Origin of the sequence: Stenotrophomonas sp. TWI587 (genome assembly GCF_039674145.1) — a bacterium.
Taxonomy (GTDB): domain Bacteria; phylum Pseudomonadota; class Gammaproteobacteria; order Xanthomonadales; family Xanthomonadaceae; genus Stenotrophomonas; species Stenotrophomonas maltophilia_AY.
Window position 1 is genome coordinate 271253 of the sequence record NZ_JBDJMW010000004.1, and the last position, 12394, is coordinate 283646.

The window sequence follows — 12394 nt, forward strand, 5'->3', positions numbered from 1 at the left end:
ATCATGTCCATCGCTCAGCCCTCCCGCTTGCGTGACTGCAACTGTGCGACCAGCGCTTCCAGCTCGGCCAGTTCCTGATCGCTGACGTCCACCTTGTGCGACATGAACGCCACGAACGGCGACACCGAGCCCTGCAGCGTCTTCTCCACGAAGCTGGCCACAGCGCCCTGTACCACGCTGTCCTGGCCGCTGGTGGTGACATAGCGGTAGACGCCGTCCACCTGCTTGCGGCTCAGGTACGACTTGGCGCGCAGGCGCTCCATCATGGTCAGCACGGTGGAGCGCGCCAGCCCGCGCGGCTCACCGAACCCGGCGGCGACTTCGCCGACACTGGGGCGGTCCTGTTCCGCGATGTACTGCAGCAGGGCCAGTTCCTGGTCCCCGATGGTCTTGCCGCGCATGGCGCACTCCCTATGACTACACGTGTCGCTACCGTGCCAGTGACTACAGATGTCGTCAAGTGCCGGAGGGTGCGTGCCGACGAACGGTCAGCTGCGGTCGGCCGCTGGCCATGCGCCTGCGGCTGCGTGGTCAATCTGCAGATGGAGATGGGGATGAGGATGGACGGGGAGATGGACGCCGAAAGGCGGAGGGCCATGGCGGCATGCTCACGCCATCGGGCCTCGGTACGGATGGGGACCACCGAGGTGTTCCTCGGTGGTCCCTCTCGGCAAGATGCCGTCAGTCAGCCGCGCGGCCCACCCATGACCGGCAGGATCACGCCGCTGATGTAGCTGGCAGTGATCGGGGAAGCGAGGAATACATAGGCCGGCGACACTTCTTCCGGCTGCGCTGGCCGCCCCATGTCGCTGTCCTGGCCGAACTCGGCCACATCCGCCGCCTTCTTGTCGGCCGGATTGAGCGGGGTCCAGACCGGGCCCGGCGCAACCGCATTGACCCGGATGCCACGCGGCAGCAACTGGCTGGCCAGTGCCTTGGTGAAGGCATGGATCGCGCCCTTGGTCGCCGAATAGTCCACCAGCGATTTGCTGCCGAACAGGCCGGTCTCCGAGCCGGTGTTGATGATGCTGGCGCCTTCGCCCAAGTGTGGCAGTACCGCGCGCGCCATCTGGATGTACCCGCCGATGTTGGTCTGCAGGGTTTCCTGCAGGTGCTCGTCCTCAAGGTCTTCCAAACGGTCGCAATGCAGCTGGAAGGCCGCGTTGTTGACCAGGATGTCGACACCGCCGAATGCTTTGACGACCTGTTTGACGGCCTTGTTGCAGAACGCCGGATCGCGCACGTCGCCAGCGATCACCACACAGCGCGCGCCTTCCTGCTCGACGTGCTCGCGGGTGATCTTCGCGTCCTTCTTTTCATCCAGGTGCAGCACCGCCACATCCGCCCCTTCGCGGGCGAACAGCACCGCCACCGCGCGGCCGATGCCGGAGTCGGCACCGGTGATGATGGCGCGCTTGCCCTTGAGCTTGCCGCTGCCCCGATAGTCCGGTGCGAGGAAGCGCGGGGCCAGCTGCATCTCGTGTTCGTTGCCGGGCTTGGCCAGCTGCTCGGCCGGCATTTTTTCCGGCTGGCGACGGGTGCCGGCCTGGGTGGCCTTCTTGGTCTTGGACGTGGCAGCCTTCTTCGCCGCACGCGCGTCCTTGGCCTTCTCCTGGTCCTGCAGACGGCGCTGACGGGCGGCCACGCGCGCAGCGCGCGGATCGGTGGCGGCGGCCTTGCGGGTCGCGGTTTTGACGACCGGGGTGCGGGTGCGCGGTTCGGCCGCCGCAGCAGCCGCCTCCGCCGGGCGCGGACGCTTGCGGGAGGTGGGGGTCTTGGTGGTCTTACGGGTGTTGGCCGTGGCCATGTTCGACTCCTGTTGCCGGATCAGATGCGTGGATTCCACGCGGGCGCTTGTTCGTCGCGGCGGTGGCCGCCGTGGAAATGCGCAGCTCCACTATGCTCAACCCGGCGGCCAAGGACGGTGAATGGAGCGTGCCCACACCGTGTAGAGATTCATGCGCCGCATACGGCCACCGATGCACCCTGAGCGTAATTCCCATGGAGTGCGTCGCATGCTTCGTTACCTGTCCGCGGCTGTGGCCGTCCTTGCTTTGTCCGCCTGCAGCAGCACCCCTGTCGCGCAGGTCCAGCCGATCGACGGCGTCATTTCCGGCCAGTGCCACGTGGACAAGGTCCGCGGCGCCGTGGGCCTGGCGGCATCGCAAGCCACGGTCGAGCGCGCCCGCGTGGACAGTGACAGCCTGCAGGTCATCGTCGTGCGCAGCGAGCGTGCCGCCAGTGGCGCCACTGCCAGTGGCGCGGCCAATCCCACCCCGGGTGCAGAGCAGGGCGGCGAACGGCTGACCATCGAAACCGGTCGTACCAACAACATCACCGCCCTCTACTGCGGCTGACCGCTGCGCTCATCCCGCGCGGGCACGCCGGACGGTGCGCCGCGCGGCTTTGAGTACTTTCAGCGTGGCCAGTTCCCACTGGCGCTCGCCGCGCAGACCGGCAAGGGCCTTCAATGAGCCGGCCCGCCAACCATCGAATACGCACGGATCGATATAGGCCTTGCGGCACACCGACGGTGTGTTGCCCAGCAGCGTGGCGACCTCGCATACCACCTGTTTCTGCAATGCCGCCAACGCGCGCTCGCTGGAGGGTTCGGGCAGCTCGGTCACGGCAAGCTGACGGATCGCCTCCAGCGTGCCGCCCCAGGTGCGGAAGTCCTTGGCGCTGAAATCCTCGCCCATCGCATCGTGTAGATAGTCGTTGACCATGCCCGAGTCCACGGGTTGTACCGCGCCATCGTCATCGCGGTACTGGAACAGCGCCTGCCCGGGCAGCTGCTGGCAGCCCCGGATCAGCTTGACCAGTTCGCGGTCATCCACATCCACCTCATGCGCCTGCCCGGACTTGCCCCGGAAGCGCATCTGCGCCCGGCCGCCCTTGACCAGCGCGAGGTGGCGGTTGCGCAGCGTGGTCAGCCCGTAAGAGCGGTTGTCACGTGCATAGACTTCATTGCCAACGCGCACCAGCGTCTGTGCCAGCAGCGCCACCACGATCGCCAGCACCTTGTCGCGCGGGAAGCCGGGCAGCTTCAGATCGCGGCGCAGGCGCCGACGCAGCGTGGGCAGGGCGGTACCAAAGGCAATGATGCGATCGAATTTGCCATCGCCCCTCACCCGCGCCCAATCAGCGTGGTAGCGGTACTGCTTGCGCCCGCGCGCGTCACGCCCAGTGGCCTGCAGATGGCCGTTGGGCAGCGCGCAGATCCAGACATCGGTGTAGGCCGGCGGGATCGCCAGCGCGCGGATGCGGGCTAGAGTGGCGGCATCGCGCACCGCCGCGCCATCGGCATCGCGGTAGGCAAAGCCCTTGCCGGCCTTGCGGCGGGCAATGCCCGGCAGTTCATCGCTGACATAGCGCAGGCCGGCCTGGCGGGCGGCGGCGACTTCGGGGGTGGCGGTGCGGCTCGGGCTCATGGAAGCGGCGCGTATCAGGGGAACGCAGTGTCGCCGGTGCCGGTGCGGCACCGCGTCAATAACGCAACACAAACACCTCACACCGCGCTTGGCGATATCCTCCATCGTTTACTGGCTCGCTTTTCAGGAGTATCGATGTCGCCTCTGTCGTCCCGCCGCCTGCGGCGCTCTTTCGGGCTGATCGCCCTGTTCCCCGCCCTGCTGGTCCTCGGTGCATGCAGCGCGCCGCCCATGGATGAGCAGGAAGCGGTCGCCACCAACGCACAGAAGGCGGCCGAAGCCGCCGCCGCGCCCACCGATGAAGCAGGCAAGGCGCTGGAAGCGCCGCCGGTCGGCAACTGTGATGCCACCCAGGTGCAGAGCCTGGTCGGCCAGCCCTACACCGAGCAGATCGGCAGTCAGGCCCAGCAGGATGCCGGCGCTGCCACCCTGCGCGTACTCAAGCCGAATGACATGACCACGATGGATTTCGTGGGTGAGCGCCTGAACATCGAAGTGGACGGCAAGAACGTGGTCGCCAGCGTCCGCTGCGGCTGAACAGGGGGCGGAAAAACACGGGAAACACAGGGGTTTGGTTGCGCCTGCAACCGTGTATTGCGGCGTTGCAACAACTGTGATCTAGTCGGGTCATCCGGTGCTTCGACCCGCGCTGCAAGGACTGAGCGGGGACGAGTGTCGCCGCTCACCTGACATCGCATCGAGGCAGAGATGGCCCCCCGCAACCGCCAAGGGCTTTACGACCCGCAAGATGAGCGAGATGCCTGTGGTTTCGGCATGGTCGCCCAGCTCGACGACCAGCCGTCACGGCTGCTGGTCGACACGGCTATCGCCGCGCTCTCACGCATGACCCACCGCGGCGGCGTCGCCGCCGACGGTGTCACCGGTGACGGCTGCGGCCTGTTGCTGCGCCGCCCCGACGTATTCCTCAAAGCACTCGCCGCCGAGGCGGGCCTTACCTTGGGTGCACGCTTCGCTGCCGGCGTGGTGTTCCTGCCGCATGACACCGCCGCCGCACAGGCTTGCCGCGAAACGCTGGAACAGCAGCTGCGCGACGCCGGCTGCCAGCCGGTCGGCTGGCGCGTGGTGCCCACCGATTCCAGCGTGTGCGGCCAGCTCGCGCGCGATACGCTGCCGCACATCGAGCAGGTGTTCGTCGATGCCGGCGCCGCGCAGGACGAGGCCGCCTTCACCCTGGCCCTGTTCCTGGCGCGCCGCCGCAGCGAACAGCAGCTGCGCGAGCACGCCGATTACTACGTCACCACGCTCAGCCCGAATGCGATCAGCTACAAGGGCATGGTGCTGCCGGACAAGCTCAGCCGCTTCTACGTGGATCTGCAGCGCAACGATCTGGCCTCCAGCGCGATCGTGTTCCATCAGCGCTTTTCCACCAACACGCTGCCGCGCTGGCCGCTGGCGCATCCGTTCCGGATGCTGGCGCACAACGGCGAGATCAACACCATCGAGGGCAACCGCCGCTGGGCGCAGGCGCGCAGCAAAGTGTGGAAGACCCCGCGCTTCGACATCGGCGAGTTCAACCCGGTGATCTCCATGCACGGCTCGGATTCGCAGAGCCTGGACAACATGCTCGAGCTGATGGTCAGCGCCGGCATGGACCTGATCCAGGCGCTGCGCATCCTGGTGCCGCCGGCGACCCAGTCGCTGGAGTTCAAGGATCCGGACCTGGCCGCGTTCTACGAGTTCTACGGCCTCAACAGCGAGCCGTGGGACGGCCCGGCCGGCATCGTGGCCTGCGATGGGCGCTATGCCGCCTGCACGCTGGACCGCAACGGCCTGCGCCCGGCGCGCTGGATGCTGACCTCCGACCGCCACTTCCTGGTCGCCTCCGAAGCCGGTGTGTGGGAAGTGCCGGCCGAGCGCGTGGTGCGCAAGGGCAAGCTCGGCCCGGGCGAGATGATGGCCATCGACCTCAAGCGCGGCGACCTGCTCGATTCGGACGCCATCGACCGCATCAACCGCGGCCGCGCGCCGTACAAGCAGTGGCTGCAGCAGGGCGTGACCTACCTGCAGACCGAGCTGATCGATCCGTCGCTGGTGGAAGAGCCGTTCGACGAGCGCACCCTGCGCAGCTATCACAAGCTGTTCCAGCTCAGCACCGAGGAAGTGGAGCAGATCCTGCGTCCACTGGCCGAGACCGAGCAGGAAGCCACCGGCTCGATGGGCGATGACACGCCGATGGCGGTGCTGAGCCAGCACAGCCGCCCGCTCTACGATTACTTCCGCCAGGCATTCGCGCAGGTCACCAACCCGCCAATCGATCCGCTGCGCGAAGACTGCGTCATGTCGCTGTCCACCCAGCTCGGCAAGGAGACCAACATCTTCCATGCCGGTGCGGAGACGGTGAACCACGTCATCCTCAACTCGCCGGTGCTCAGCCAGCGCAAGCTGCGCCAGCTGATCAAGATGGAGCAGTACGCCGACAAGAACCGCCTGATCGATCTGTCCTACAGCCTGGACGAAGGCCTGAAGGCCGGCATCGAGCGCATCTGTGCCGAGGCCGAAGCCGCCGCGCGCGAGGGCATCGTCATGCTGCTGCTGAGCGACCGTTACCCGGTCGCCGACCGGCCGATGGTGCATGCGCTGCTGGCCACCAGTGCGGTGCATCACCACCTGTCCAATGCGGGGCTGCGCTGCGACGTCAACCTGATCCTGGAAACCGGCACCGCGCGCGATCCGCACCACATGGCCTGCCTGCTCGGCTTCGGTGCCACCGCGGTGTATCCGTACCTGGCCTACCAGACCCTGTTCGATCTGGGCCGGCGCGGCATCCTGCAGCTGAGCAAGGGCGGCGAGCAGTCGCAGATCGGCCGCCGTTACCGCAAGGGCATCTACAAGGGTCTGTCCAAGATCATCTCCAAGATGGGCATCTGTACCGTGGCCAGTTACCGCGGCGCGCAGCTGTTCGAGATCGTCGGGCTGGATGACGAAGTCGTCGACCTGTGCTTCCCGGACACCGCCTCGCGCGTGGCCGGCGTTGGCTTCGCCCGTCTGGACGATGAGGCCCGCGAGCTCACCGTGCGCGCCTGGAACGACCTGCTGCGCCCGGATGTGGGCGGCGTGCTCAAGTACGTGCACGGCGGCGAATACCACATGTACAACCCGGACGTGGTCATGACCCTGCAGCGCGCCGCGCGCAGTGGCGATGCCGCGGACTGGCAGCGTTACTGCGAGGCCGTGCATGGCCGCCCGGTCTCGGCGCTGCGCGACCTGCTGCAGCTCAAAGCCGCGCCCACGCCGACCCCGCTGGACGAGGTCGCCCCGGCCGAAGACCTGTTCCGCCGTTTCGATACCGCGGCGATCAGCCTCGGTGCGTTGTCGCCCGAAGCGCACGAAGCGTTGGCGATCGCGATGAACAAGCTGGGCGGGCGCAGCAACTCCGGCGAAGGCGGCGAAGACCCGGTGCGCTACGGCACCGAGAAGCGCAGCAAGATCAAGCAGGTCGCCTCGGGCCGCTTCGGCGTCACCGCCGAGTACCTGGTCAACGCCGAGGTGCTGCAGATCAAGGTCGCGCAGGGCGCCAAGCCCGGCGAAGGCGGCCAGCTGCCCGGGCACAAGGTCAACGAACTGATCGCGCGGCTGCGCTATGCCAAGCCGGGCATCGGCCTGATCTCGCCGCCACCGCACCACGACATCTACTCCATCGAAGATCTGGCCCAGCTGATCTATGACCTCAAGCAGGTCAACCCGACCGCACTGGTCTCGGTGAAGCTGGTCAGCCATGCCGGTGTCGGCACCATCGCCGCAGGCGTGGTGAAGGCCGGCGCCGATCTGATCACCGTGTCCGGCCATGACGGCGGCACCGGCGCCAGCCCGGTCAGCTCGATCCGCTATGCGGGCGTGCCGTGGGAACTTGGCGTGGCCGAATCGCACCAGGCACTGGTGGCCAACGACCTGCGCGGGCGCACCCTGCTGCAGACCGATGGCGGCCTGAAGACCGGCCTGGATGTGATCAAGGCCGCGTTGCTGGGTGCGGACAGCTTCGGCTTCGGCACCGCGCCGATGATCGTGCTGGGCTGCAAGTACCTGCGCATCTGCCACCTCAACAACTGCGCCACCGGCGTGGCCACCCAGGACGAGCGCCTGCGCGCGCAGTACTTCACCGGCCTGCCCGAGCGCGTGGAGAACTTCTTCCGCCTGCTGGCCGAGGAAGTGCGTGGCTGGCTGTCCTATCTGGGCGTGCGCTCGCTGGACGAGATCGTCGGCCGCACCGACCTGCTGCAGCAGCTGGAGGTCTCCCCGCGCCCCGGCGTCAAGGTGGATCTGTCGCGTCTGCTCAACCCGGCCGAGTACGCCGGCAGCCACTGCGCCGCGCAGCGTCTGTACGAATCGCCGGACAGCCTGGCCACGCAGATGGACGGCCTGCTGGCTCCAGCGATCGCCGGCAAGCTCGGCGGCGAACACCGCTTCCTGATCCACAACACCGACCGCTCGATCGGTACCCGCCTGTCCGGCGAGATCGCGCGCACGCATGGCAACCAGGGCATGGCCGATGCGCCGCTGACCCTGCGCTTCCGTGGCACGGCCGGGCAGAGCTTCGGTGCGTTCAACGTCGGCGGCCTGCAGCTGGAGGTCGAGGGCGAAGCGAACGACTACGTCGGCAAGGGCATGGCCGGCGGCCGCCTGGTGGTGCGCCCGCCGCGCGGCGCGCGCTTCGAGGCGCGCAACACCGCGATCATCGGCAACACCTGCCTGTACGGCGCCACCGGTGGCGAGCTGTTCGCCGCGGGCCGCGCCGGCGAGCGCTTCGGTGTGCGCAACTCCGGCGCGCTGGCGGTGATCGAAGGGGCTGGCGACCACTGCTGCGAATACATGACCGACGGCATCGTGCTGGTGCTGGGCAAGGTCGGGCTCAACTTCGGCGCCGGCTTCACCGGCGGCCTGGCTTATGTGCTGGATATCGACCGCGACTTCGTGGATCGCTACAACCACGAACTGATCGACATCCACCGCATCTCGGCCGAAGGCTTCGAGAATCATCGTCAGCACCTGCATACGCTGATCAGCCGCCACCGCGAACTGACCGGCAGCATCTGGGCGCAACAGATCCTCGATGAGTTCCGCGATTACGTCGGCAAGTTCTGGCTGGTCAAACCCAAGGCCGCCAGCATCGAATCGCTGACCGACTCACTGCGCCGCGCTGCGTAAGCGCGGAGAAGCGCCGGTATCGACCGGCGCCTCGTGTTCCCACCGCTGTAGTGCCGGCCGCTGGCCGGCAACCTCACCACAGAGCAAGCCATGAGCCGCAAGCAAGCTTTCCAGTTCCTCGATCTGCCCCGGACGATGCCGCAGCGCATCCCGGTCGAACTGCGTACCTCCGGTGACTGGGGCGAGCTGTACGGCAAGTTCGGCAAGGAAGACGCGCAGTTCCAGGCCGGGCGCTGCCTGGATTGCGGCAACCCGTACTGCAGCTGGAAGTGCCCGGTGCACAACGCGATCCCGCAGTGGCTGCAGCTGGTGCAGGAAAACCGCATCCACGAAGCGGCCACGCTGTGCCATTCAACCAACCCGCTACCGGAAGTGTGTGGCCGGGTGTGCCCGCAGGACCGGCTGTGCGAAGGCAGCTGCACGCTGGAGGAGTTCGGCGCGGTCACCATCGGTGCGGTGGAGAAATACATCGTCGATACCGCACTGGCCACCGGCTGGCGCCCGGACATGAGCGCAGTGGAAGCCACCGGCAAGCGCGTGGCCGTGATCGGCGCGGGCCCGGCCGGGCTGTCTTGCGCCGACAAGCTGGCGCATGCCGGCATCCAGGCCGTGGTGTATGACCGCTACGAACAGATCGGCGGGCTGCTGCAGTTCGGCATCCCCAGCTTCAAGCTGGACAAGTCCGTCATCAGCCGCCGCCGCAATGTGCTCGAAGGCATGGGCGTGCAGTTCCGCCTCGGCGTGGAGATCGGCCGCGATGTCAGCATCGATGACCTGCTGGCCGAGTACGACGCGGTATTCGTCGGCACCGGCGCGTACCGCTATACCGACGGCGGCCTGCTCGGCCAGGACCTCAAGGGCGTGCTGCCGGCGCTGCCGTTCCTGGTGCAGAACAGCCGCATCGTCAGTGGCAGCGACGCGCATGGCCGGCCGATCGCGGGCTGGGAAGACCAGATCGCCCTGCCCGACCTGGAAGGCAAGCGCGTGGTGGTGCTGGGCGGCGGCGATACCGGCATGGACTGCGTGCGCAGCGCGATCCGCCTGGGCGCGGCCAAGGTGACCTGCGCCTACCGCCGTGACGAGGCCAACATGCCCGGCTCGGCGCGCGAAGTGGCCAATGCCCGCGAGGAAGGCGTGCGCTTCCTGTTCAACCGCCAGCCGCTGTCGATCGAGGCCGGTGCCGATGACGAAGTGATCGGGGTGATGGTGGTCGAGACGACCCTGTCAGATCCGGATGCCCAGGGCCGCCGCAATGCGGTGCCGATCGAGGGGAGCGAGTCGCTGCTGGAAGCGGACGTGGTGATCATCGCCTTCGGCTTCTCGCCGACTGCGCCGGCCTGGCTGACCGGACAGGGTGTGGAGGCTGGCAACAACGGTCGCATCGTGGCCGGTGGCAGTGGCCGCCTGCCGTTCCAGACCGCCCACCCGCGCCTGTTCGCCGGTGGCGATGCGGTACGCGGTGCGGATCTGGTGGTGACGGCCGTGGCCGAGGGCCGCGACGCGGCCGGCAGCATCGTGCAGCTGCTCTCGGCGTAACGGGGCGCCTACCGAAGCGCGCCTCTCAAGCGGCGCGCGATACCGTCGGTACCGGCGTGTGGCGCACGCCGGCCCGCTCGATCTCCAGCGCCATCAGCAGCTCGATGTTGTCGAGCTGATCGCGGATGCGCCGGTTGCTGACCACGTCATCGTGGCCGCGGCCAATGTGCGCATCGAGCATGCGCGCCAACCCGGCCAGCAGCACCTCGGCATCGGCCTGCGGGGCGTCACGCAGCACGGCGGCCAGCGCGCGGATGCGACTGCCCTGATCCGCGACAGCGGGCTGAGATGAGGCGGCAACGGAAGAAAGGGAGAGGGTCATGGCAGGGGTTTCCTGATTGACGGACGACCACCACTGTCGGATATGGCCCCTCCAGAGACCATGCAACAAATACGAAAATGCGTGATGCCGCGTGATCGCCATCACTGTTTGAGGCTTGCCCAGCTGCAACCTGAACGGCTTACACTGGCTGGGTCATCCTCTGGACTGCCCCCATGCGCATCGGCCTGGCCGCGAACCGCCTGCATCACCACGACAAGCACGCCGCGCTGTTCCGCTGGCTGCGCGCCAGCGACGCCGGGCTGCGCGAACTGGGCGTCGAGCTGCATGCGGTCGGGCGCACCTTCGATGCGATCCAGCGGCTGGGCTTCCTGCAGGACTTCGCCCCGCTGCGGCGCTACCCGAACGGCCGCGAGGGCGGCCTGATGAAGCTGGTCGCCGAGGTGGTCGGCATGGGCACGCCGGAGCGCACGCTGGACGGCGCGATCTACCTGATGGACCCGGTCGACCCTTCCTCGGTGTTCCCCGAAGCGACCGCGCTCAAGCGCCAGTGCGTGATCCATGGCAAGCCCTTCATCTCCACCGTCGCCACCGCGCGCGACTGGGTCGAGGTGGAGCGCCTGCACGCCGGCATGGCCGCGGACCCGGGTGCCGATGATCTGCACGCCTTCGAGCAACACACACTGGCCCTGATCGCGCATGACGCGATGAAGCCGGCGATGCTGGCCTTCGCCGATGAACACTTCGCGGTGCTGTCGCGCTTCCGCAGCCGGGTTGGCACCGGCACCACCGGGCAGCGCCTCAACGAACTGGCGTGGAGCCGCGGTTGGCCACAGGGCGAGGAATGGGTGACGCGCTACCAGAGCGGCCCGATGGGCGGCGATGCGCAGATTGCCGACCGCGTGCTGGAAGGCCATTGCCAGCGCGCGATCTTCTTCGAGGACCCGCACGTGGCGCGCCAGCACGAGGCTGACATCCAGCTGCTGGAGCGCGCGGTCACCACCGTGACCGATCAGGCCGTGTGCATCACCGCGCCACGTGTCGCCGCGCGCTGGGCGCAGGCGGCGGCGTTGCGCGCGGGGAACTGACGACACACCGCACCTAGCGCGATTGCCGGCCAGCGGCCGGCACTACCGGTGGGTCGCGAGCGTTACGGTGTCGGGGTCAGCAGCTGCCGCAGCGTGGCCTTGAGGCGCCGCCCTTCGAGCTGGAAGTAATCCCGCTCGGCGTGCCACGCCGGGAAGCGCTTCTCCACCTCAGCCCAGAACGCCGGCGAGTGATTGGCCTGGATCAGGTGGCAGAGCTCGTGCACCAGCACGTACTCGAACGCCGAAGGCCGCCCAAGCACCAGGGCCAGATCCAGCGCCATGCTGCCGTCCGGCGCCAGCGAGCCCCACTGCGAGGACATCACCTTCAGCCGCAGCCGCGCCGGTGCGCGCGGCAGGCCCGGCAGATAGCGCGGCAGCCACTGACCGACATCGGCGCGGGTCTGTGCTTCGTAGAACTCGCGCAGGGTACGGCGCAGCGTGGCATCGGTGCCACGCGTGGGCCAATGCAGGCAGGCGCCCTGCTCGTCCACGTGCATGTGCGCGTAGCGGCCGGTTTCCCAGCGCAGCGGCAGCAGCTCACCGCGTAGCGGCAGCACGCCCGCCTCGCCGATCACCAGCGGTGGCGGCAGGTTGGTCGCCTGATAATTGCGCAGCTGTTCGGACAGCCAACCGCGGTGCTGCTCCAGGAATCGCTCGCCCATCACCAGGCTGGCGCGCGGCGGCAGGGTCAGGCGGACACCGCGCTCATCGACACTGAGCTTGATCCTTCGCGCACGCGGATCGCGCACACGCAGGACATCGATCTCGGCATCCTCCAGGCGCAGCCGTACCGTATCGCGCTGCAGCGTGCTGACAGCCGGCGAAATCAGGCGGCGGAGGAATCCGGACATGGGTACAGCATAGCGCCGGCCGTGACCGGCGCATGACTGGGGACT

Annotated in this window: 10 protein-coding genes; 5 read left to right on the top strand and 5 right to left on the bottom strand. The window is 67.9% G+C overall.

Going from position 1 to position 12394, the window contains the following annotated elements:
* Positions 1–14: 14 nt before the first annotated feature.
* A complete protein-coding gene (locus ABE464_RS08755) occupies positions 15–401 on the bottom strand; it encodes a BlaI/MecI/CopY family transcriptional regulator (protein ID WP_346468083.1) in 387 nt (128 codons plus the stop codon).
* A 284-nt stretch (positions 402–685) separates the two neighbouring features.
* Positions 686–1807, bottom strand: a complete 1122-nt coding sequence (locus tag ABE464_RS08760) for an SDR family oxidoreductase (RefSeq protein ID WP_346471624.1) — start codon at positions 1805–1807, stop codon at positions 686–688.
* 208 nt (positions 1808–2015) lie between these two features.
* Here ABE464_RS08760 and ABE464_RS08765 point away from each other — a divergent pair, with 208 nt between their 5' ends.
* A complete protein-coding gene (locus tag ABE464_RS08765; protein WP_313211186.1) occupies positions 2016–2357 on the top strand; it encodes a hypothetical protein in 342 nt (113 codons plus the stop codon).
* A 9-nt stretch (positions 2358–2366) separates the two neighbouring features.
* Here the strand turns inward: ABE464_RS08765 and ABE464_RS08770 are convergent, their stop codons facing one another.
* Entirely contained in the window at positions 2367–3431 is a 1065-nt protein-coding gene (locus ABE464_RS08770) for a DNA topoisomerase IB (protein WP_346471625.1), read from the bottom strand.
* A gap of 135 nt (positions 3432–3566) precedes the next feature.
* Between ABE464_RS08770 and ABE464_RS08775 the strand changes: the two genes are divergently transcribed.
* The 3 genes from ABE464_RS08775 to ABE464_RS08785 all read left to right on the top strand — a co-directional run bounded on the left by ABE464_RS08775 (position 3567) and on the right by ABE464_RS08785 (position 10130).
* The gene (locus ABE464_RS08775; protein WP_346471626.1) at positions 3567–3968 is read left to right on the top strand and encodes an I78 family peptidase inhibitor; all 402 of its coding nucleotides are present in this window, start codon (positions 3567–3569) and stop codon (positions 3966–3968) included.
* 171 nt (positions 3969–4139) lie between these two features.
* Entirely contained in the window at positions 4140–8594 is a 4455-nt protein-coding gene (gltB, locus tag ABE464_RS08780; protein ID WP_346471627.1) for a glutamate synthase large subunit, read from the top strand.
* A gap of 90 nt (positions 8595–8684) precedes the next feature.
* The gene (locus ABE464_RS08785; RefSeq protein ID WP_346471628.1) at positions 8685–10130 is read left to right on the top strand and encodes an FAD-dependent oxidoreductase; all 1446 of its coding nucleotides are present in this window, start codon (positions 8685–8687) and stop codon (positions 10128–10130) included.
* Positions 10131–10155: 25 nt separating this feature from the next.
* Here the strand turns inward: ABE464_RS08785 and ABE464_RS08790 are convergent, their stop codons facing one another.
* Positions 10156–10452 carry a hypothetical protein gene (locus tag ABE464_RS08790; protein WP_346471629.1) on the bottom strand — a complete coding sequence of 99 codons (297 nt, stop codon included), beginning with the start codon at positions 10450–10452 and terminating at the stop codon, positions 10156–10158.
* 173 nt (positions 10453–10625) lie between these two features.
* Between ABE464_RS08790 and ABE464_RS08795 the strand changes: the two genes are divergently transcribed.
* Positions 10626–11498 carry a methylglyoxal synthase gene (locus ABE464_RS08795; RefSeq protein ID WP_346471630.1) on the top strand — a complete coding sequence of 291 codons (873 nt, stop codon included), beginning with the start codon at positions 10626–10628 and terminating at the stop codon, positions 11496–11498.
* Positions 11499–11560: 62 nt separating this feature from the next.
* Here ABE464_RS08795 and ABE464_RS08800 read toward each other — a convergent pair whose 3' ends face one another.
* The gene (locus ABE464_RS08800; protein WP_346471631.1) at positions 11561–12349 is read right to left on the bottom strand and encodes a SprT family zinc-dependent metalloprotease; all 789 of its coding nucleotides are present in this window, start codon (positions 12347–12349) and stop codon (positions 11561–11563) included.
* Between the last annotated feature and the right edge of the window lie 45 nt (positions 12350–12394).